The organism is Coleofasciculus sp. B1-GNL1-01 (assembly GCF_040220235.1).
Lineage (GTDB): Bacteria > Cyanobacteriota > Cyanobacteriia > Cyanobacteriales > Coleofasciculaceae > Coleofasciculus.
This window is the reverse complement of the sequence record NZ_JAVJTO010000015.1, coordinates 1-22,031: the sequence shown is the minus strand read 5'-3', so window position 1 is coordinate 22,031 and position 22,031 is coordinate 1. Positions and strand designations below refer to the sequence as shown.

Here is a 22,031-nt window from a genome sequence, read left to right as displayed (position 1 = left end):
CCCTACCCTCACCACAACAGTTATTCAGCAAACCCTATAAGCTGTTCGGCATTTAAACCTTAATATCAATAATGGCGCAATCCTTGTAGTGCGTTTAGCGAAGCCATGCCGCAGGCTTTGCATCTTGCTCGCTACTAATACCCAATTTAAATGCATGACAGCTTACTAAAGATTGCACGCCCTAACACGAGCAAACAAATCATCTCGAAGATCTCCCCACGCCAACCATCCCACGATTCCACCGCCAGGGAGATGTCCTATCGGTGCATTCTGATTAAATATCAGCTCATTGTAACTTTGCCACCGATTAGACACCCGCCAGCCAATCTGATCAGCAAATACCATCAAATCCTTTCCTGATTGCTCATAAATCCGCTTCTGAACACTAAAACCAAATTTACCACTGCTATACTTAACCCAAAGTTGGTCAATTGCCCTAAGGTTCTGACAAGGAAATTGCTGAATATCTTGATTCGTTAAATAGCCGCGTTTATCTGCACCCGTAATCTTCAGAATAATAGTAAATGTTTCCTCGTCTGCTTCTCGCCACTGCCCTCCTGCTAACAGTTCGTCAAGTTTACTATAGTTTGCCCCTTCAGAAGATCTGACATTATCTTCAAACATACGCTTTTTTGTAAGTCAATATACAGTAGAGATTGGGTATCCTGATCACCCAGTTTTTTTCTACTGTATAACTTAATCAATCATTCCCTACCCGAATCAGAACGATTAAGCTAATAAGACATAATGACGAATATCTGGCGGTGAAGCAAACAACTCTTCGCCTTCTAAAAACGCTTGCTGAATGTGAGCCGAGTCCAAATGTACTCGCCACGCTTGCTCACTTTCCCATTCTGCGACAAAGGCAAACTCCGTGGGAATCGCTGGACTTTGTAATAACTCGTAAGTGACACAACCAGGTTCCTTGCGCGTTGCTTCAACAAGTTCTAACAACAGTGCTTTGAGTTTGTCTTCCTTCCCCGGATGCGCGACGACACGAGCTAATACTCGGATTGCTGACTTTACCATGAGAATCAATCCTCTGCGTACATCTCCTCACCATTAAAAGGCTACCGCAGTTCGGAACGCGATCGCAAAAACCAAGCCAGTACAAAAATACGGCGGAGAAACTCCCTGGATGAGAGGTTTTCCCGCCGTTATTATGTTATGGAAAAGACTAGAACATTTGTTCTATAACCTTTTGAAAAAACGGGTCAACCCCAAATAAATTGGTTAACCCGTAAGCTTGGGAACGCCTTGATGGACTATTTTTGTACCACCAGTTTAACGTTGGCATTTTGTAAGCCACGTTGCTTGACCTCTGCTAAGGTCTTGTTAACGGCATACTTCTGGTTGATCGAGTTGATCAGTTCGGTTTGGTTGTGCTTTTTAGCAACACCCCACAAGTCAGCGATCAGGTCAAAGGAACCATCGCCATTGCGAGACCAACCGAGGTCATACTCGCCTTCGAGAACAGCAACGATGTCCGAACGAACACGTTGACCGTTGTAGCCGCGCACATCAGCTTCCGTTTTAACGGAAATACCTAGATCGCTCAAAGAAGCCTTTAAGATTTCGGCATCGGTGATCTTGGTACGCAGAGTGCTAAAGTGAGACATTTTAGATTTCCTCCAGTAGAGATAGAAAACAAACGACAACGTAGCTTTTTCTTGGGTCTGCCGCTGTTAAATTGCGGCGTCTTTTGAAACTGCTAGCAAACTTTTGCTAGCCTTTCCTCCTGTTGGGAGCAGGAGAAAGCCTTTTAGAACTCCATTCGCTGATATTCAGCAACGGAGGCTGCAGCAGGTCTCGCTCTCTGTCTTGCCCAGTCCCTCAGGGCTGTGACCTGCTCAGTCATTGTCCGAGAAAGCGGCAGCGTGGCTTTAATCGCCGCTATAATATCCAGTTGGGTGAATTCCCGGTCTTGTGCAAATGCCTCGTACATTGCAGCGATGAGGGCTTGCTCAATTTCTGCACCGGAAAAACCGTCACAAATTGTCGCCAACTGTTCGATATCAAAGCGGTCTATATCTCGACGCCGCTTACTCAGATGAATCTTAAAGATTTGCTGACGCTCTTCTTTATTCGGTAAGTCAACAAAGAATATTTCGTCAAATCGACCTTTGCGGAGAAACTCTCCCGGTAGCCGTTCCACTCGGTTAGCTGTCGCCATGACAAATACTGGCGATGTTTTCTCTTGCATCCAGGTTAGGAAGGAACCAAAGATGCGGCTAGAGGTGCCACCATCAGAGTCAGCCGAGCCACTGCTCCCCGCAAAAGACTTGTCAAGCTCATCAATGAAAAGGATGGCGGGTGAAATCGATTCTGCTGTTTTTAGGGCATTTCTCAAGTTGGCTTCTGAGCGACCAACCATAGAACCATCATACACCCGACCCATATCTAACCGCAATAGCGGTAGTCCCCAAAGGCGAGACGTTGTTTTGGCAATGAGAGATTTTCCGCAGCCAGGTACTCCCAAAATCAGCATCCCTTTGGGTTGGGGTAAACCATACTCTCTTGCCCGTTCAGTGAAAGCGCCCGATCGCTGTTTCAGCCATCGCTTCAGCTCTTCTAAACCACCAATAGAATCAATGGTTTCATCCTCTTCAATATACTCTAAAATACCATTGCGACGAATGAGCTGTTTTTTCTCAGAAAGCACAATATCGACTTCTGCTTCCGTGAGACGCCCAGCTTTGACTTGGGCTTTGCGATACACTTTCTCCGCTTCGTCTCGCGTCAAACCCAATGCGGCTTTCAGGAGTTTCTCCCGCGTTTCCGTGGTGGTGCGACGCCCTTTGGTTTTTTCCAATTGCTGAGACAGCACTTGGTTAAGTTCGGTTAAATCCGGTAAGGGATAGTCGATAACCACCACTTCCTTCTCTAACTCGATCGGCACCTGCTGCATGGGAGACATGAGTACAATCGTCTTCTGAGACGCCTTGAAGCTCGCGATCGCATCCCGCAGCCATCGGGTTGTTGCTGGAGAATCAATAAATGGATGTAGATCCTTAAATATATAGATACCAGGTTCTTTTTGTTGAATAACCCATTGAACAGCTGCTTCTGGAGAGACTGTATTGTGTTGGGTGATGTGGCGTGATTGACCATACTCCACAATCCCATGGGTGACAGTCCACACGAATACGCGCCGTTGCTGATTCTTATTTTGAGCAATCATGGCTATTGCCCGTTCTGTCCGCTCTTCCTCTGACGTCACCAGGTAGATTAGAGGGTATTGAGCTTGAATGAGAATACTTATCTCTTCTTGCATGACTATCGACCTACTTAGAGACGGCACAACCACTGCCCAAACATCATTAATAGAACTCTCGCAGTTAGCTGTTTTTGTAACACTATCAACAAGGAACAAGTTCCTCTTCGCCCTGAGAATCTGTACGGGATTTAACTTCTTCTCGCACTTTCTCGACAGGCAGTTCATCATCCAGAAGGCTGGGCTGATTTTTTAGGGCAACCATATCTCCATCTTGAATAACAACTGAGCTAGAACATTCGGGGCAATTGTATACCCGATGAGTATTCCCGTAGGATGCTTCTACCTCGTCTACCACTTCCGGGTGGTGTAGATAGAATACGATTGCTCTCTCGACCATCGCCGACATTGAGTCTGAGTCAACGGCTGCTCGGATTTTGAGCTGGCGATGAAGTCCTGGTGGGAGATACAACGTAACTTTTTGCTTGTCTTGCATATTATTTTCAATCGTTTTACCCGGGTATGTATGCCAGATTAACGGTATTCTCCTTGGCTGTCAATACAGTAAGCCAGCATGACGGCATTTTTGTAATATTTCTTTACATTGTCCGGTTCTGATGCTGGATCAGGCGGATTGGAGGAGATGGGGGAGATGGGGAAGCTGGGGAAGAGGATTAACAATGAACCATGCATGAACAAAGGACGAATGACTAAAGACAAATGACTAAAGACAAATGACCTGGAAATTCATTGCTCGAATCGCGCCACTGGCTGTTTTGCTCTTAAGCTGCCAGGGTACTAATGTGGATTTGCCAGAAAGCTGGAACACCTACCGCAACTCCCGCTTCAACTTTGAGTTCCTCTATCCCAACAATTGGATACCCTTTCCCATACCCGACAATCTTGATGGTCGAGCCTTTCGTGATCCTGAGAATCCCAACTGTGAGATTAGGGGATGGGCAGAATTTGCCCAACTAGGAACCCCATCACCTGAGAGTACATCCCAACCACTCAATCCATCTCAACCTCAAAATTTCTTCACTGAACAAGGTGAAACAGGTAAACTTCAGGTAGACGTTGACTCTGATATCAGTGTGATGACACTGACCCTGACCCAGGAAAATGTAAACTACAACTGGCAGGGACGCTGTGAGAGCGAACAATTTGCTGATTACTATCGCTTTTTCTATTACATTGCTCGTCAGTATCGTCTCCCACTACCCGATGAGAACTGATAGCTGCCAATCCGCATCGCCGCAAAATGGGTTCGTAGTGGCGCTATCTTCGCCATCATTTTTCGCATCACCGACTATAAAGTGTGCCATTCCCTGTAGGAGAATGGAGCGTGAAAGCACAAAACGTTCTTGTAGATATAGGTAGAGCGATCGCGAAACCCGACAGGCTAACCTACTATTGGTGTGACACAGCGAAAATAGTGGAATCGATTTTACAATTGAATTGGGCGCACCTCTGCCCAATTTAATCGTAAAATACGGAAGTGCGATCGCGTTGCTTGGGTACTCACCATGTCCTCAGAACTTCCGTTACATAAGACTTACCCAAAGTTGCCCAAAGCGTGGACATCCCTGACGCTTACTTCCTGCTTCACCCTAGCGGTGACGGCACTCAACCAGTCCACAGGCTAACACCACCTAACTGGCGGCTATTTTTTCACCTACCTAACCTTGGTTTTTGGCTGGATAGGTATACCAATAAAGTATACATACTCTTGGCGAACCCATTCTATCAGAACAAATATCTACCCAATTTTGGGTAACAATGGGTAAAATTGTCCAGCTTTTTGGTTACAGCTACATGCCCTCCCCGACGAATTCCCCAACAAGTTCCACACCTTTGCGAGTTGTGATTGTGGAAGATGATCCCATGATGCAGCTTGGCTTAGAACAATCCTTATCCACTAACCCCCAGCTTGAACTGGTGGGACAAGCTGAAGATGGCTATATGGGCGTGGAAATGACCAAACAACTCCAACCTGATATCGTGGTCATGGATATTGGTTTGCCGCGTTTAGATGGGATTGCTGCTACTCAGCAAATTAAAGCAGAACTCCCTGAGGTGAGAGTGGTCATCCTCACCTCTCATACCACCGATCGCGAAATTATTGCCTCACTTTCTAGCGGTGCTGATGCCTATTGTGTTAAAGGATCAAGTGTAGAACGATTACTCCAGGCGATCGCAGCGGCGGCTGAAGGTGCAACGTACCTCGATCCTCAAATTGGTCGTCAAGTTCTCAAGCATCTGTCTCCCCCTTCTCCCACAGGCAATGTTTCCAATTTGTCACAGCGGGAGCTAGAAGTCTTAAAACTGATCGTAGAAGGCAATAGTAATCCAGAGATTGCCGCTAAACTCTACCTCAGCGCCAATACCGTTAAAACCCATGTACGCGGGATCATGAACAAACTTTCGGTAGATGACCGGGTACAAGCGGCGGTGGTGGCGTTGCGATCAGGGATAGTTTAATTGTCATTTGTCATTCGTCATTTGTCATTCGTCATTTGCTTCCTCATCTCCCTCGTCTCCCTGCATCGCTAACAATGTGGGACAAAGCATTCTGCTAAATTTTACTAAAATTTACACTTTTTTATACTTTTATAGTATAGTAGCTACAGATAGCTGCTCGATAAGGAAACCTGCCGGTGGCAGATATCATCCATAACCAGAGTGTAAGTGATGAATCCTTGTCCACTGGATGTCAGACTATTGTTGAATTCTGAGGTATCCCAGTTTTGTTGTTAGCTTTGGCTCAAGTAAACTCTTGCCAACCTGCTACGGCGTTAGTCCTATGGGCAGAGTACTGAGTACGGCAAATACTAATCGAGGTTGAACACAATTCCCCTAGGATTTGATGGCATAGCCAACTTAGTCCGTACATTGGCGGTTTTGTCATCAAAACTAAAAACTAGACTGTTGAGAGTATTTTCGATCTAATAATGACTTCCAATCTGTTTCAACGAGTTGCCATCGCTCTAAATCGGTGGATTTTAGGGGATTGCAATCAGCAACAGCCTGGGTTAAACCAATATCGGCAATGCTACAGCGCTCAGATATTACAACCCTGACCTTATCTATTGCAACCTTCAAAAACATCATTGTTGGTAATATAAGTAACACGGGTAATATGATGTCCGGACCCATCACCCTTAATAAAAAAGCCCGAAACCCTTGTGGTTAAAGCATTGTTATTAGGGGCAATTCACCGGACTTGATATAATGCGTTCAATCTTGACTTCCCATCAGGAGAATATTGACTGACTGGGTTTTCCAGCCAACGATTGAGTCATTTTTGAGTAGATACTCATTAGAGTAAGTAGGAAGTCAAAAGGGAAAATCATAACTGTGGACACTCGACAACCCTAAATTTATCGAAGCTATCAAATTATATTCCCATCCAAGTTGCATTGGGATCGGGAATAGTACCAATTTTAATGGTAAACACCTGGAGGTAGTTGCATGAAATCATCACTCGTTATCCTTTATCACCGCGAACCTTATGATGAGGTCGTGGAAAATGGCAAAGTGCATTATCGGGCAAAGAAAAGCCCCAATGGGATTGTGCCAACCCTGAAAAGCTTCTTTGCTGGCGTCAATCAAGGCACCTGGATTGCTTGGAAACAGGTGAATGCTAAGCAAAGAAATAACTTTGAACAGCGGATTGTTGTTGAAGGTGAAGCAAACTACAACGTTCGCCGGATTCCCCTCTCCGCCGATCAGGTCAAGCATTTCTATCACATCACCTCGAAAGAAGCATTTTGGCCCATTCTGCATTCCTTCCCCTATCACTTCACTTACGAAACCTCGGATTGGGAAAACTTTCACACGATTAACCGCCTATTTGCCGAAGCCGCCTGTGACGAAGCGGCAGATGATGCTCTAATTTGGGTGCATGACTACAATCTATGGTTAGCGCCCTATTACATCCGGCAGCTAAAGCCGAATGCTCGGATTGCGTTCTTCCATCACACTCCCTTCCCTTCGGTGGATATTTTCAATATCTTACCTTGGCGGGAAGAAATTACCGATAGTTTACTCTGCTGCGATATCGTCGGCTTCCATATTCCGCGCTATTCAGAGAATTTCGTCAATGTGGCTCGCAGCCTACGCCCGGTGGAAATTGTCAAGAAAGAACCCGTACCTGATCATATTACCCCTACGGGAATCGCATTGGCTGAGCCAGAAATGACCACCCAGCTACGATACAAGGATCAGTTAGTTAACATCGATCCCTTCCCGGTTGGAGCCAATCCCCAACAAATTCTCTCTATCCTGCATAAGCCAGAAACTCAAAAACGGTTTGCGGAAATTAAGGCAAGCTTAGGCGATCGCAAGTTAATTATCTCAGCCGGACGAGTGGACTATGTAAAAGGCACTCGTGAGAAGCTAGAAGCTTATGGACGCCTGTTAGAGCGTCGTCCCGACTTGCATGGCAAAATTAACATGCTGGTCACCTGTGTGGCGTCGGCGTCTGGAATGCGCGTCTACAAAACTGCCCAAACTCAGATTGAGCAATTAGCTGGAAAAATTAACGGGCGGTATGGGAACTTAGACTGGCTACCGATTATGCTCTATACCCAACCCGTTCCTTTACCGGATTTGCTCTGTTACTACAAAGCCGCCGATATCTGCTGGACAACTCCTTTGAGAGATGGTTTAAACCTAGTAGCGAAGGAATATATCATCACTCACGAGAAAAAAGAAGGTGTATTAGTCCTCTCTGAATTTGTTGGTGCAGCCGTCGAACTTCCCGATGCCATTTTGACCAATCCCTACTCAATGGATCGCATGGATGAAGCGATTGAGCAAGCGCTGACCATGTCCCCTGAAGAGCAAAAGGAACGGATGGCGAAAATGTATGACATCGTAACCAAATACGACATTCAGTGCTGGGCAGATCACTTGTTTGAAATGTTCGAGAAAACCAAACATGAAACAGCGAAGCAACAGGAAGCCGTAGCTGTTTAAGCTGATGTTCCAGACGTGCCACGGCACGTCTGGGTGCAGGGGAGCGGGAGAACGTGTTGAGTGTTTGAATTAACGTTCTTCTTGTCCTCCTTCTCTCCCTTCTCTTGTCTGCTTGTCGCCCTTATCTCCCCTATCGATTACTAATTTGCCGCCGTCGCGACTACTGTGGAAGTTAGATGTTACTCAAACTGGATCATGCGTGATTTTCAAACCATCCAGAGCCAAACCTACGATTTAATTGTCATTGGAGGTGGCATTAACGGTGCTGGCGTCGTCAGAGACGCGGCTCTGCGAGGTCTTAAAACGATTTTGCTGGAGAAGGCTGACTTCTGCGGCGGTACGACCAGTTGGTCAACGCGATTAGTTCATGGTGGCTTGCGCTACTTAGAATATTTTGAATTTGCCCTAGTGCGGGAATCGTTACGGGAGCGAGAAATCCTCCTGCATACAGCCCCCCACTTAGTCAAGCCCCTAATGCTGACGATTCCGATCTACAGCGATCGCTCTCGTCCCTATTGGAAAATTCAAGCCGGGATGCTGCTCTATGACATTTTGAGCTTCGAGAAAACACTGCTACCCCACCGGATGCTGCCCAAAAAGAAGTTTAAGCAGCTATTTCGCCATATTGATCCCGATGGTTTAGTCGGTGGAGCGCAATATTATGACGGTCAGGTGGCGTATGCAGAGCGTTTGGCATTAGAGAATATTATCTGTGCTGAACAAGCGGGAGCAACGGTTCTCAACTATGCAGAAGTTACCCAGTTACAGCGCCAAGAGGGTCGCATCGCCAGCATTACTTGCAAAGATGCCTTAACTGGCGAAGAATTCACCGTTCGAGGGAGCGATCGCGCCGTATTTGTCAATACAGCCGGTCCCTGGGTGGATAAGGTTTGTCAGTCTGGGGTGAAAAATGGACAATCAGCGCCCATTGGTAAGGATAAAAAACTCGGTCCGACCAAGGGAAGTCACATCATTGTCCCTCCCTTCCCTGGCGCACCGGAAACAACCTTGTATGTAGAAGCCAAAACGGATGGTCGTCCGTTTTTTATTGTGCCGTGGTTGGGCATGTATCTGATTGGCACGACTGATTTGCGACATCAAGGTTCTCTTGACTCAATTAAGGCAGACAACGAGGAAATTGATTATTTACTCACCGAAACCAATCGAATTCTGCCCACTGCCCAATTGTCCCGCCAAGATGTGAAGTTTACTTATGCTGGGGTGCGTCCTTTGCCCAATGCAGAGGGGAAGAAACCGGGAAGTGTCACCCGCAGCCATATTCTCTATGACCATACCCCAGAGGGTGTGAGTAATCTGATTTCTCTAATTGGCGGCAAAATCACCACCTATCGCCAAGTGGGTGAAGAGATGGTGAATAAAGTATATCGCAAGTTGGGACGCTCCGCCCCCCCTTGCCCCACCTACGAGAAACCCTTGCCGGGAGCCATTTTACCCAGTGATCCGCGTCTAGAAAAAGCGCTGCAAGACTATCGCACCACATTACCCTTGGCGACCATCCATCACCTGTTTGATATCTATGGTGCTAAGGCATTGGATATTTTAGCCTTAACCGACGAAGAACCGGAATTGGCACAAGCAATTACCCCCAAATTGCCCGATATTAAAGCCCAGATTGTTTATGCGGTGCAGTCGGAATTTGCGCGGACGTTGGTAGATATTGCCCGTCGCCGGACTAGCCTAGCCATGCATACCAACTATGGCTTTGATATTCTGCCCGTTTTGACGGACACCCTGTCTCGATATGGCGGCTGGAGTTCGGCGGAGTGCGATCGCCAAGTTGAGGACTATCGCGCTTTCATGGAAGCCAATTGTATTCCCGATTACGTGATGGCGACTCAGAAAGAAACCCAACCCGTAAGTTAATCCGATCAGCAAAGGCAAAAGACAATTGTTCGTTCTTTTGCCTTTGACCTAGAAATTATTGAATTCAACCGATAACATCTATGGTAAGTAACCTCTCAAACTCTCAATCCAGCTCATCTGGAGCAGATACAACCCCCCAAGCGAGTCAAGCTCATGCCCTATCTCATCGGAGACCGGCACCCGAAGCCACCCTCGCGATTCTGGGGACGGGCGCTTGGGGTCAAGGTTTGGCAACAATTGCCAGACATAAGAACCATGAGGTGCGACTGTGGTCTCGCAGTAGCACCGAATCCCTAGAAGAGGTATTAGCAGACATTGATATGCTCGTCTCCGCGATTCCCATGAAAGGGGTGGCGGCGACAGCGGCGAAGATTCAAGAGATTGGTTTACCGGATTATGTGACAATTATTACCGCCACCAAGGGATTAGACCCAGAAACAACCCGTACCCCTTCTCAAATCTGGGAAGCCGACTTTCCCAACCATCCGGTAGTGGTACTTTCGGGTCCCAATCTCTCCAAAGAAATTGAACAAGAACTTCCCGCCGCCACCGTGGTATCGAGTAAAGATATGGCAGCGGCGGAGGAAGTGCAAACAGTATTTTCCTCCAGTCTTTTCCGAGTGTACACCAGTCCCGACCCCATTGGTACGGAACTGGGAGGCACCCTGAAAAACGTGATTGCGATCGCGGTTGGGGTTTGTGATGGTCTAAAATTGGGTACCAACGCTAAATCTGCCCTGATTACCCGGGCGTTAACTGAAATCATCCGGGTGGGGACACACTTAGGCGGACAAACGGAAACCTTCTTCGGATTATCAGGCTTGGGCGATATGCTAGCCACTTGTAGTAGTATACTCAGCCGGAATTATCGCGTTGGTTACGGTTTAGCCCAAGGGAAAAAATTGGAGCAAATTCTCGAAGAATTGCAAAGTACCGCCGAAGGGGTCAACACAGCCAATGTATTGGTTAAAATTGCCAATCGCGAGCAGATCCCGATCCCCATCTGTCGGCAAGTTTATCGCCTACTCAACCATAAAATTACACCCCAAGAGGCGGTAGAAGCGTTGATGGAGCGGGATTTAAAGGCAGAATTTGGCGATTTGTTCTAAACCGTTACAGATAAGCGATGGTGCAGGCTCCCTCGCGTTTTAACCGAGGGATGAAACCGAGCGAATCGTCCAGACAGAAAATTTATTCGCCAGTTTTCCAGGTGACAGCAAGTTGAGTCGATGAACAAAGAATCCCCGCACTTGTAGGGCGGGGAATGTCAAATTCTGTAAGATTATGCAGACTAGCCAAAAACTCTCCCTTCCTACCATGGGCTGCGGAACGTGGGCATGGGGAAACCGACTACTCTGGGGGTACGACGAAAGCATGGATGACGAGTTGCAAGCTGTCTTTAATCTGTGTGTAAGCAACGGCGTCACCTTATTTGATACGGGTGATTCTTATGGAACAGGTAGACTGAATGGACGCAGTGAGCAACTCCTGGGACGGTTCTCTAGCGACTATTCTGGTATAAACCAAGAGAACCTATGCATTGCCACCAAGCTAGCCGCCTATCCCTGGCGATTGACACGCGGCTCAATGGTATCCGCCTGTCAAGCCTCTGCACGACGATTGGGACGAAATGTTGATTTAGCACAGATGCATTGGTCTACTGCTAATTATGCACCGTGGCAAGAAGAATGGCTTTTGGATGGTCTAGCTGATCTCTACGAAAAGGGACTGGTTAAGGGTGTTGGACTCTCTAATTATGGACCCAAACGACTCCAAGAAATTTATCCCAAGTTTAAAGAGCGAGGGGTTCCGATTGCTACGTTACAAGTTCAGTATTCACTATTGTCTACTTATCCTGTTACCGAATTGGGTATCAAAGACGTTTGTGATCAACTGGGAATTCAACTGATTGCCTACAGCCCTCTGGCGTTAGGATTGTTGACGGGAAAGTATTCTGAGAAAGGTTTATTACCGAAAGGGTTACGCCGTTTGTTATTTAAGCAGCTATTACCCGGAATCCAACCGCTTTTAGGGTGTTTACGAGACATCGCCTCCTCCAGAGAGAAAACCATGGCGCAAGTGGCGATTAATTGGTGTATTTGTAAAGGAACTTTGCCTATTCCTGGTGCAAAGACGATGAAACAGGCACAGGCAAATATTGGTGCGTTGGGATGGCAATTGAGTGCTGGTGAGATTACTGAATTGGATCAAGTGGCGGCAAGTTTAGATAAGGCGATGGTTCAAAACATTTTTCAAACGCGATAACTTCCATTCAATTGTTGGAGTTTAATGAAAATGAGTAAAGAGAGAATCAGGCTTGGGAAAGATCGTTGGGGGAGCGATCGCGTTTCGAGTTCCCTCCCCTTGCCAAGGGGAGGGTTAGGGAGGGGTCGGTCTCAAGATATTGCACAGTTTTGAGCTTACTCCCTTCCCACTATAAGATTAGGTACTGTTAATGGCTGAAATTCTTATCAGTGCTAGATTTTAGTTCCATAGTTTTATGCCGGAATGGAAGTAAGTTGACGCCAAAAGCCAACGTGCGCTCTTTATTCAATTGCGCTTTTGCACCCCACCCAATATTTCAGTTAAATATTTTCCCGCCTAAATATCGGTGGGTTACGGCGGATAGTTCATTGCAGGATTATCGCCTGAATTCAATTCCCGCCTAACCCACCCTACGAGATTGAAAAAAATCTCAATACTCCTGAATCCGGGCGCAGGCTTTGCGCCCCTACTCGACTTCCAGCGTCAAACCTGGCATGAGTCGCTGTAAGTTTTTTAATGATTTACCTTGCCAAGGAATGTTCTGAGAGCCTTGCACAATCATTTTAATCGTCTTTTTCTGTCGAACTTTAATCGCAAACTTCGACAACATACTAATTCCTGAACTGTTGAGAAAATGTAGGTCTCGTAAGTTAAGCGTCAGGATAGAAGGCTGACTTTCTATGGCTTGATCCAGTAAATCTATAATCGGCGCATATTCTTCGCTGCCACTTAGCCGGAGAGAACCTTTCCAATAAATTGTTGAATTTTCTGTATCATAGAAGACCCTATACGTGTCGCTTTTAACTTCCATTTATCCAATCCTTGACAAAATTATGGCGTTCTCAAAAGCTGATTAAATAAACAAATTTAGTCATAGACCTCTCTATAAATTAAGATTTAACCACTGTTTGACAATGGTTTCAGATGGATTATCGGAGATGTCTAATAGAGTGGTTCAACACAATGAACCGTAAACCCTAAACTATAGGGTTTTGTATATAAGATGAAAGAAATACTATACCATCAATCGCACCATGGTGGTGACGGTGGTAACAGGTGGCGTCTTTGCCAGGGTTTCAAACTTCCAGCCGACGGTTGCCATGTAGTCATTGATCATGGTTAAAAATCCTAAGCGAGAAGCCGTGCTGGTTTCGTCTGCTGCATTTTGTTCTAACTGATGAATATACAACTCTTGGGGGTCTGATGTCGTTAATTTATGGAGATACGCCTGAAAATCATCCAGAATTGGGGGAGGAACCGTGTTTTTTGTCAAGAAGACTAAGCTGTCGTTATACAGGTGTAGGGCGATGCTAATGGGTTGCGGTGAGGTATCATCGTTAAACTTCATCGCGTTCTCTAACAGCTCATTGGCAATGTAACTTACAGCACTCTTAATCTCCACTTGTTGAGCTGTAGCATTCGTATCCTCTTGGTTGGTCGGAAAAAATGTTACCACATAGTCAGCCATGAAATCGGCAGATAACCCATTATTCCGCCAGCGCTGCTTTAATGGAATCGAGCTGGGTGAAAATTGGATAACCAGGTATTCCTCACTGGGAGGTAGCTGTTCGTTGAAATCTCCAAAGATCTGAGTCATATCGCGTTTGTCGGTAGTCTGTTTGAGGAGTGCCAAAGAAAACAATAATAACTTGTCAAAGTCAGCCGTCACCTTTTTCCCAGTTCCCTATTCCCTAACCATCCTGTTTAATTGGTGCGACGCCGGAGCGATCGCGTAGCAACGATGGTTTGGGTTTAATCACTAACAGCGTTATATCATCATAAACCTTTTGTGACTCAATATGTTGCCGCACATCCTCAATCACGGCTTGGCAAATTTCACGGGCTGACTGTCGCCAGTTGTCACTGAGAATCTGACACAGACGCTCAATTCCATACTGTACGCCTTGGGGATTTTCGGCTTCGGGAATTCCATCGGTGTAGAGAACCACCACATCTCCAGGATTTAACTGGATTTCCGCATCGGCGACAAAATCGCTAATATCGGCGACTAAACCCACGGGAAAGCCTAAATCGATGGTATCAATCCGCTCAATTCTACCACCAGAACGCACGACAATCATTTCTTCATGTTGTCCACTCAAGCGCAGTTTATCTTGGTGATAGTCCAGGAGGGAGAGGGTGAGATTTTTCTCTGATTTCATTCGCTGGATGTTATGATAAATAGTCCGATTCAGGACACTTAAAAATTGCTTTGAATCCGTTTTCGCTCCTTCCAACAACGTTCTCACCGCCGTTTGCACCATAATCATCAAAACTCCACTTTCTAACCCATGTCCCGTGACATCGCCAATACCAATAGTGACATGACCATTATTTTGCAGGACATCATAATAGTCGCCGCCAACTTCAGTTGCGGGTTCCATAAAGCCAGCGATGTCTAAATCAGCAATCTGGTTCAGTTCCTCCTCTTTAGGTAACATCATCTGTTGCAGACGACGAGTTACCTCAACTTCAGCACTCAGGCGCAGATTTTCTTCTTTCAAACGGCTATTGAGCAGGGTAATTTCCTGATTCGCTTGAGCCAATTGAGCCGTGCGTTTCTCTACTCTCGTTTCTAATTCTTCATTGGCATGTTGGAGTGCATCTTGACTCCGACGCAATGCGATAGTCGCTCGTTGAACCGCTTTTTGCAGTCGCACTGGCTCACTGACTAAGATATACACTAACACCCCAGCTAATAGTGCTGATAATCCACCCCCTATCCACAACCATTTGGAAATAGGTGCCGTTGTTGCCCATCCATTTTCAGGAATTGCCGCTAATTGCCATGATCCGTTCGGTAACGTTACCTCTAAACGGACAGGATTTTGTTGAAAAATACTGGCATCCCCGAACACTAAGTCTCCCGTTTCACCCAATCCATCTTTACCCCGAATCCCATACTGAAGTTTGCTAGAAAGATTGAGTAATCCGGCTTCCTGAAATAACGTATTGCGGTCAAATCCAATACCTACTAGACCCCAATAGCGACCACTTTGGGGAGGTTGGTCGGGGGGCGTTAGAAATATCGGGGTACGACTAATAAATCCCCAATTTTTTTTAGGTTCTAACTTCAACGGACCGGCAAAAACGGTTTGGCGGCTTTGAATGGCTCTCTCAATGGCGTCTCGTTCTTCAGGAATGGTCATCGGGTTAAAGCCAATGGCGTCTTCATTTCCGGCTAATGGGTAGAGATGGCTAACAATGTTATCTTTATACAGGGCTAGGAATTCAATCCCTTGTTGATCTTCGACGAGGACGCTGGAGAGACGCTCAAATTCCTTTTGGGTAATGTCTGAGTTAATCGTGGACACATACGCCAATAAGCCCCGCGTCAGAAACAGTCGCTGATTGAGTGCAGCTTCTAGGCGGGCTCTCGCTGCACTCAGTTGATTGAGGACATCCGAACGTTGTTGTTCAGAAAACCGTTGGTGTTCAGCGCGTTCAAAACCCCAAACGACGAATAGAACAATCACTACCGTTAAAGAGGCAGCAAAATAAGGAAAAATGCGATTATTTAGGGCGGAACGGAGTGAAAACCATGGGTTATTTGTCATTCGTCATTCTTCATTCTTCATTTGTTATTTATTACGGAAAAATGATAATTGTGAAGCCCGTCTTTATATAAAAATTTTTCTTTGTTTAATTACGAGTAAGGTAATATCATCATAAAGTTGCTGTGCTTGAATATGCTGGCGTAGGTCGTCAATAACGGCTTGCCGAATTTCAGCAGCGGATTGTTGCCAATTCTGACTGAGAATCCGACACAATCGTTCAATGCCATATTGTATCCCTTGGGCATTTTCTGCCTCTGGAATTCCGTCAGTGTAGAGGACAACACTATCTCCCGGATTTAACTGAACTTGAAGATGTGCCACGAAATCAGCGATATCCGCATCTAAACCAATGGGAAAGCCTAGATCAATGGTATCAATTCGCTCAATATGACCTCCAGTCCGCACGACAATGATCTCTTCATGTTGTCCGCTCAAATTCAGGATACCTTTTTGATAGTCCAGTAAAGCCAAGGTGAGGTTTTTGTCGGAGTTCATTCGCTGGATGTTTTGATAAATGGTGCGATTGAGGATATCTAAAAATTGCTTAGGGTCAGTTTGGTTACTTTCTAATAGGGTGCGGACGGCGGTTTGTACCATTAAGCTTAATACGCCGCTTTCTAAGCCATGTCCCGTTACATCACCAATACTAATTTGGACGTGATCGCGATACTGTAAAATATCATAATAATCCCCACCCACTTCCGTCGCCGGTTCCATAAAACCAGAAATCTCTAAGTCAGTAATTTGATTCAATTCTGCCTCTTTAGGAAGCAGCATCTGTTGCAGGCGACGGGTGATCTCAAGTTCAGCACTCAATCGTAAATTTTCTGCCTTGAGACATTCATTGAGCTTAGTAATTTCCTGATTTGCCCGAAACAAATCCGCTTGGGCTTGTTTGCGTTCGGAGATGTCGCGAAATGTACCCGTATAAAAACAATGTTGACCCGATTTAGTCTCCACAACCGTCGCTTCTAGGGGAAAGCGAGACCCATCAAGGCGACAGCCAATAATTTCATGTCTGCCCACTTTTAATAACCGTTCCATTCCCGTATCCGTCTCATCGGCTACGGGTGTTGACCAATCCAATAGCTGATGAACATCCATACCCGTCAATTCGCTGATAGAATACCCAAATATGTCTTTTGCACTGGGATTAGCGGTGACAATTTTTAGTTGAGGTTTGGTGAAAGTAATAATCGCATCCATTGCCGTTTTCACAATGGCATCGGTGCGCGTCAATGCATCTTCTAAGGCATCCATCACCTGGTTATAACGCTGGGCAATTTGACCGACTTGGGTAAACGGTTCGACAGGAACTCGTAAGCTTAAATCGTGGGTCTGGGCTTGGGCTTCCATAACCTGAAATAGGTCATAAATCTCAGTTTTAGCGCGATGTTCGGACACATTTAAACCCATCTGTTCCGCCTCAACACTCACCCGCATTGGCAAAAAACGATTGGTGATGAATAATAGGAGATAAGTTATGCTAAATGCCCAAATCCCACAACTAAAAATTCCGATTCCCTGTACACCAAGCTGTAGCACTGGACTCAACCCCGTATCCACCAATTCCGGTTGACCAAACAACGCCACCGCTAATGTTCCCCAAATTCCTCCACCTAGATGCACAGGTATAGCATCGACAGCATCATCAATCCGCCACCGTTCTAACCAACTCGACATCAAGGTAGCAATAATCCCCCCAATCGCCCCAATAATCACGGATGCGGGAGAGGTGACAACATGGCAAGAGGCGGTAATCGAGACTAATCCCGCTAAGGAACCATTAATTAAGGATTCGACTTCCGGAAGTTGACACTGATACCAACTCACCATTCCCGCTGTCATCATTCCGGCAATACCCGCCAGCACGGTATGCACAATAATGCTAGGGACTTGCTCATTTAAACTCAATGTGCTGCCCCCATTGAACCCCAACCAGCCAATCCACAGTAACATGGCACCTAAAACCGAAAGGGGTAAATTAGAGCCATGGATTTTTCGCGGCGGTAGATGATCCGGAAATCGCCCGGTGCGTGATCCGATAATCATCAGACTGGCGAGGGATACCCAGCCCCCCAAACTGTGAACCACTGTAGACCCCGCAAAATCAACAAAGCCTAGCCGTTCTAACCAACCCACCGATGTGTCTAAATCAATCCCGTTCCATGCCCAATGTCCAAACAGGGGATAAATCAGACCAGACACCAAACCCGCTAAAATCAGGTAAGCCCGAAACTTCATCCGTTCCGCCACCGCCCCTGAGACAATCGTGGTGGCGGTGCTGCAAAACATGGCTTGGAACAAAAAGAACGCCGCTAGCCGGGGTGTAGCTTCAACGTGAACAAAGAAATCGCTTGAACCAATCCACCCCAGCACCGAGGTGCCAAACATGAAGGCATATCCGAACGCCCAAAATAAGGCGATAGATATGCCCAAGTCGGCTAAGTTTTTAATGGCAACATTGATACTATTTTTTGATCGCGTCAGCCCTGACTCCAGGCACATAAACCCGGGTTGCATCAGGAATACCAAGCCAGAACAGACGAGGAGCCACAGAATATCAATCACTTATATCTGCCCCTTGTTTTTGGCATACAAATATATATCATCCTTACAGATATGCCAGCTCTAATTCCAGAATATTCAAGTCCTCCCTACCCTTCCCGTTGTGGCTGAACTATCCCCCCTAGGGCATGTTGTTTAATCTCTTTGTTATCAATGGTTGTGGCTATCTGTATGGCTGGGGATAAGGTGGATAGGGCTGGCGGCTGATTGGACAGCGATCGCGTACTGTGATCAGTTAGGCTAAACTCAGCACCCATTCCATACCCCAGGATTCAGAAACAATGACAGCTACAACCACCCAATCCATCACCTTGTCAGAGTTTCTCCAACTTCCAGAAACTAAACCAGCGAGGGAATATATCAACGGAGAAATTATCCAGAAACCAATTTTAGTCTTTTTAACCCAGCAACAGCCTGTTCTCCTCCAGGGAGAAGAGTCCTTACCTGCATTATCAGAAATTGAACTGACGCTAACCGTAAATCAGGTATTTAGTTGGTTGAAAATGAACTGAGTTAACCTCGAATTATACAGATAGGTCAACAACAATGAGCAACAGCAACGAGCCGAACCCATTTTTTGACGATGATAAAGTCAATAAAGATGAACTCTTTATCGAAGTTCCCCCGGATCAAACACCTCCCTATCAGGAACGAATTCCCTCTGGATATGACCCCATGGGAGAAATCCATCTCAGGGGTCGAGCCTTTAGAAGTCTCTCTGGGGGAACAATCTCTTGGTGGATACTGATTTCTGGTTGGTTCATCTTTGGAGGACCAGCTTTATTAATACTGATTAATGCGATTATCTTGCAATCCTTCGTGCTTGTCATCCCATTAGGCTTGGCTGCTATTCCTCTGTTAATTCTCTGGAGAGGTACGGCGGCAAAATTGTCTAGTACCAAGCGCCGCAGGAGATAATTCATTGTAGGAGTTAATTGTCTGGATGGGTTTAGCCACTAAAATTACTTGGGCAATAACTGGACAATAAAATCCGCCCTTATTCAATTTTATTCAAACAAATAATATGCTTACCAAAATACGGCGTACTTTGAATCTATTTTTCAGAAGATCAAGGACAATCAATGATGAACCCCTCAACAAGGTAAGTTTGATTGTCATTATCCTGATTGATATTTTTATCTTAATCAATGTTTTCACTGGACTAAATGATATTAGCCAATGGTATATTAGCCCTGCACAGGCTTATCCCTGTTATTCTGAGTGGAAAAATTACCAATCAAAAACTACTCAAGACAAAGCTTATGAGGTTATTAAATCTTCATTGTTATATGCAAGAAGCCATCAATCTAGTTTTCAGCAAACCTATCAACAAGCAGCGGTAGGACATCTAGGCACTGTGTCTCCAACCTGCTTAGAGTACGGCAATTATAAAGATCAACTCAATAATCCAGAAAATCAGCAAATTATAACAGCTATTGATCAGAAACAAGCAGAAATTAATGAACTTGAACAAACGAATCGCCGTATTCGTGAGCAATATGACTCAACTCTATTGGAAAAAATAGCAGGTCAGCCTCGTGAGCAATCGATTAATCTAGTCGAGGCGGAGAAAGCCAAACAGCAACTCGAACAAAATAACCGCAATATTGCTAGGCTTAAACAGGAAATTGCTGAACTGAAAAATCAACTGACAGCGAAACCTGAAAGTTTAGCTTTTATCAACTTGCTTAAGGATGATGGGACATTTCAGTCGGTTGAAAATGACTACCAGCAGGCATCCTTTTGGTATCCCAGCATCCAATTCAGCTTTCAATCGCTTTTCCTGTTACCGCTAATTTTCCTTTCTTTATCAGTTTACAATTTTGCTCAACGAAAAGGATATGGACTTATTGACCTAATTAGCTGGCATTTATCAGTGGTATTTTTTATACCATTAATTTTTAAGATATTTGAGTTTTTGCAATTTGATGTAATCGTTCAAGTTATCGTTGATCTCATTAGCACCCTTTTAGGCGGACTCGTTTTTCTAGTCAGTTATGCTTATATCTTACTGATTCCTCTGATTGGGTTTGGCATTATCAAATTATTCCAAAAAATTGTCTTTAATCCCAAAGTACAAGCAGCGACGCGAGTTCAAAAATCACGCTGTATCCGGTGTGCCAAGAAAATTCCGACCCATGATGCCTACTGTCCCCACTGTGGTTTTTATCAATACGCTGAATGTCATAATTGTCACAGTATGACTTATAAATATTTACCGTATTGTAAACAATGTGGACAGTCTCAAGATTCCAATTAATAGCACGCTCGTCGTTATGCTGTCTTCGCCATAAGCGCTCGCGATCGCGTACCACAAACACCTAAGCTGTAGGTTGGGTTGACGCCAGAAGGTTTATACTTACAAACAAGACATTTTTTACTAGATGACTACAAGTGCTATAATTTGTTTACCTATAGAAAGGATTAGCTGTGACTTATATTACTGTTGAAATTCCAGACGAGAAACTACATAATTTGCAAAAGCTAGCGCAGGAAAGTGGAATCTCGCTTGAAGATTTACTGCGTGCAAGCATTGAAGACTGGCTCAATTATCCCAAGAGCGAATTTGTTCAAGCGTCCAGTTACGTATTGAATAAAAATGCTAAACTGTATCGACGTTTAGCATGACATGATACGTTACCTGACGCTAGTCGAAGTCTTGAGTCTGCACCGCCACTATATAACATCAGGTTACATTAGAAAATGAGTGCGATCGCATTCTTGAGGTTAGACAGAATATCTGGCTCCTTAAGCTAGATGCATTGTTACGCTGTCTGCACCATAAACACTCGCGATCGCGTACAATTCAGGTAGATATAACTCACTTTCTTTCGCCAGGAAGTCCCCATGGTACAGACTTCATCGAGATCCATAACTCTGGAAGAATTTCTGAAACGACCAGAAACCAAACCCGCCAGTGAATATATTAATGGGCAAATCATTCAGAAGCCAATGCCACAGGGTAAGCACAGTACAATTCAAACGGAGTTTTCTACGACTGTCAATGTAATTCTTAAACCTAGACGGGTTGCACGAGCCTTTTCAGAGTTACGTTGTACATTTGGTGGACGCTCAATTGTTCCTGATGTATCTATAATTACTTGGGAAAGAATTCCCCGTGACGCGAATGGTGAAATTGCCAATACCTTTCCCATTGCTCCTGACTGGACAATCGAGATTCTGTCACCTGACCAAAGTCAGACTAAAGTAACTAAAAATATATTACATTGTCTTAATCATGGGACTCAAATGGGTTGGTTAATTGACCCAGATGAGCAAACGGTTTTTGTTTATTTTCCCCAACAGCAACTAGAGGTGTTTGATCAACCCGAACAGAAACTTCCCGTTCCCGCCTTTGCCAATGAACTAAATCTAAGTGTGGCGTCTGTATTTGGCTGGTTATCCGAGTAAGCTTTTATGCATTTAATATCGAATCCGGTTGATTGCACATAGTATGATAGTCCACAGGTGCAATTATCGCTGGTGGTCATGCCAAAACGGATCACGATTGCCAACTAGAGCGCTCCTTAGCGTAATCATGATGGGGGTAAAGCATGAGAAAA

General features: G+C 45.3%; 24 protein-coding genes. 12 read left to right on the top strand and 12 right to left on the bottom strand.

Going from position 1 to position 22,031, the window contains the following annotated elements; genetic code table 11:
- Positions 1 to 165 precede the first annotated feature (165 nt).
- The 6 genes from RID53_RS03225 to RID53_RS03200 all read right to left on the bottom strand — a co-directional run bounded on the left by RID53_RS03225 (position 166) and on the right by RID53_RS03200 (position 3,907).
- Positions 166 to 624, bottom strand: coding sequence for a GUN4 domain-containing protein (locus RID53_RS03225; RefSeq protein WP_446386747.1), 459 nt, complete (start codon positions 622 to 624; stop codon positions 166 to 168).
- Between the two features lie 105 nt (positions 625 to 729).
- Entirely contained in the window at positions 730 to 1,029 is a 300-nt protein-coding gene (locus RID53_RS03220) for a putative quinol monooxygenase (protein ID WP_446386746.1), read from the bottom strand.
- 236 nt (positions 1,030 to 1,265) lie between these two features.
- On the bottom strand, positions 1,266 to 1,619 hold the full coding sequence (locus tag RID53_RS03215) for a DUF1257 domain-containing protein (RefSeq protein ID WP_006100016.1): 354 nt from the start codon (positions 1,617 to 1,619) through the stop codon (positions 1,266 to 1,268).
- Between the two features lie 143 nt (positions 1,620 to 1,762).
- Positions 1,763 to 3,274 (bottom strand): stress-responsive protein Ycf46, encoded by a 1,512-nt coding sequence (gene ycf46 / locus RID53_RS03210; protein ID WP_446386745.1) that lies wholly within the window; start codon positions 3,272 to 3,274, stop codon positions 1,763 to 1,765.
- A gap of 85 nt (positions 3,275 to 3,359) precedes the next feature.
- Positions 3,360 to 3,710, bottom strand: a complete 351-nt coding sequence (locus tag RID53_RS03205; protein WP_044206195.1) for a hypothetical protein — start codon at positions 3,708 to 3,710, stop codon at positions 3,360 to 3,362.
- A 38-nt stretch (positions 3,711 to 3,748) separates the two neighbouring features.
- Positions 3,749 to 3,907, bottom strand: coding sequence for a hypothetical protein (locus RID53_RS03200; RefSeq protein WP_446386744.1), 159 nt, complete (start codon positions 3,905 to 3,907; stop codon positions 3,749 to 3,751).
- A gap of 41 nt (positions 3,908 to 3,948) precedes the next feature.
- Here RID53_RS03200 and RID53_RS03195 point away from each other — a divergent pair, with 41 nt between their 5' ends.
- Entirely contained in the window at positions 3,949 to 4,449 is a 501-nt protein-coding gene (locus RID53_RS03195; RefSeq protein ID WP_446386743.1) for a hypothetical protein, read from the top strand.
- On the opposite strand, the gene RID53_RS03190 is transcribed toward RID53_RS03195, so the two are convergent.
- Entirely contained in the window at positions 4,432 to 4,569 is a 138-nt protein-coding gene (locus tag RID53_RS03190; protein ID WP_446386742.1) for a hypothetical protein, read from the bottom strand. The two genes, RID53_RS03195 and RID53_RS03190, sit on opposite strands and share 18 nt — an antisense overlap.
- 460 nt (positions 4,570 to 5,029) lie before the next feature.
- Between RID53_RS03190 and RID53_RS03185 the strand changes: the two genes are divergently transcribed.
- The 6 genes from RID53_RS03185 (at position 5,030) to RID53_RS03160 (ending at position 12,343) form a co-directional block, all read left to right on the top strand.
- Positions 5,030 to 5,695, top strand: a complete 666-nt coding sequence (locus RID53_RS03185; RefSeq protein ID WP_446386770.1) for a response regulator — start codon at positions 5,030 to 5,032, stop codon at positions 5,693 to 5,695.
- Positions 5,696 to 6,165: 470 nt separating this feature from the next.
- The gene (locus tag RID53_RS03180; protein ID WP_446386741.1) at positions 6,166 to 6,294 is read left to right on the top strand and encodes a hypothetical protein; all 129 of its coding nucleotides are present in this window, start codon (positions 6,166 to 6,168) and stop codon (positions 6,292 to 6,294) included.
- Between the two features lie 391 nt (positions 6,295 to 6,685).
- Complete coding sequence (gene ggpS / locus RID53_RS03175; protein WP_446386740.1) at positions 6,686 to 8,194, top strand: glucosylglycerol-phosphate synthase; 1,509 nt, start codon at positions 6,686 to 6,688, stop codon at positions 8,192 to 8,194.
- A 195-nt stretch (positions 8,195 to 8,389) separates the two neighbouring features.
- Entirely contained in the window at positions 8,390 to 10,078 is a 1,689-nt protein-coding gene (gene glpD, locus RID53_RS03170) for a glycerol-3-phosphate dehydrogenase (RefSeq protein WP_446386739.1), read from the top strand.
- 80 nt (positions 10,079 to 10,158) lie between these two features.
- The gene (locus RID53_RS03165; protein WP_446386738.1) at positions 10,159 to 11,187 is read left to right on the top strand and encodes an NAD(P)H-dependent glycerol-3-phosphate dehydrogenase; all 1,029 of its coding nucleotides are present in this window, start codon (positions 10,159 to 10,161) and stop codon (positions 11,185 to 11,187) included.
- A gap of 175 nt (positions 11,188 to 11,362) precedes the next feature.
- On the top strand, positions 11,363 to 12,343 hold the full coding sequence (locus RID53_RS03160) for an aldo/keto reductase (protein WP_446386737.1): 981 nt from the start codon (positions 11,363 to 11,365) through the stop codon (positions 12,341 to 12,343).
- 466 nt (positions 12,344 to 12,809) lie between these two features.
- Here RID53_RS03160 and RID53_RS03155 read toward each other — a convergent pair whose 3' ends face one another.
- From RID53_RS03155 to RID53_RS03135, 5 genes are all read right to left on the bottom strand, one after another.
- Complete coding sequence (locus RID53_RS03155; RefSeq protein ID WP_446386736.1) at positions 12,810 to 13,154, bottom strand: slr1659 superfamily regulator; 345 nt, start codon at positions 13,152 to 13,154, stop codon at positions 12,810 to 12,812.
- Between the two features lie 204 nt (positions 13,155 to 13,358).
- Positions 13,359 to 13,940, bottom strand: coding sequence for a slr1658 superfamily regulator (locus RID53_RS03150; RefSeq protein WP_446386735.1), 582 nt, complete (start codon positions 13,938 to 13,940; stop codon positions 13,359 to 13,361).
- Positions 13,941 to 14,034: 94 nt separating this feature from the next.
- Positions 14,035 to 15,900, bottom strand: coding sequence for a SpoIIE family protein phosphatase (locus RID53_RS03145; RefSeq protein WP_446386734.1), 1,866 nt, complete (start codon positions 15,898 to 15,900; stop codon positions 14,035 to 14,037).
- A gap of 63 nt (positions 15,901 to 15,963) precedes the next feature.
- Positions 15,964 to 18,471: an ammonium transporter gene (amt, locus tag RID53_RS03140; RefSeq protein WP_446386733.1), complete on the bottom strand. Its 2,508-nt coding sequence runs from the start codon at positions 18,469 to 18,471 to the stop codon at positions 15,964 to 15,966.
- 86 nt (positions 18,472 to 18,557) lie between these two features.
- Complete coding sequence (locus tag RID53_RS03135; protein WP_446386732.1) at positions 18,558 to 18,725, bottom strand: hypothetical protein; 168 nt, start codon at positions 18,723 to 18,725, stop codon at positions 18,558 to 18,560.
- A 24-nt stretch (positions 18,726 to 18,749) separates the two neighbouring features.
- Here RID53_RS03135 and RID53_RS03130 point away from each other — a divergent pair, with 24 nt between their 5' ends.
- The 5 genes from RID53_RS03130 (at position 18,750) to RID53_RS03110 (ending at position 21,879) form a co-directional block, all read left to right on the top strand.
- Positions 18,750 to 18,980 (top strand): hypothetical protein, encoded by a 231-nt coding sequence (locus tag RID53_RS03130; RefSeq protein ID WP_446386731.1) that lies wholly within the window; start codon positions 18,750 to 18,752, stop codon positions 18,978 to 18,980.
- 34 nt (positions 18,981 to 19,014) lie between these two features.
- Entirely contained in the window at positions 19,015 to 19,386 is a 372-nt protein-coding gene (locus tag RID53_RS03125; protein ID WP_446386730.1) for a hypothetical protein, read from the top strand.
- 106 nt (positions 19,387 to 19,492) lie between these two features.
- Complete coding sequence (locus RID53_RS03120; protein ID WP_446386729.1) at positions 19,493 to 20,728, top strand: hypothetical protein; 1,236 nt, start codon at positions 19,493 to 19,495, stop codon at positions 20,726 to 20,728.
- Positions 20,729 to 20,898: 170 nt separating this feature from the next.
- Entirely contained in the window at positions 20,899 to 21,096 is a 198-nt protein-coding gene (locus RID53_RS03115; protein WP_446386728.1) for a ribbon-helix-helix domain-containing protein, read from the top strand.
- A gap of 219 nt (positions 21,097 to 21,315) precedes the next feature.
- On the top strand, positions 21,316 to 21,879 hold the full coding sequence (locus RID53_RS03110; RefSeq protein ID WP_446386727.1) for a Uma2 family endonuclease: 564 nt from the start codon (positions 21,316 to 21,318) through the stop codon (positions 21,877 to 21,879).
- The last annotated feature ends 152 nt before the right edge of the window (positions 21,880 to 22,031 follow it).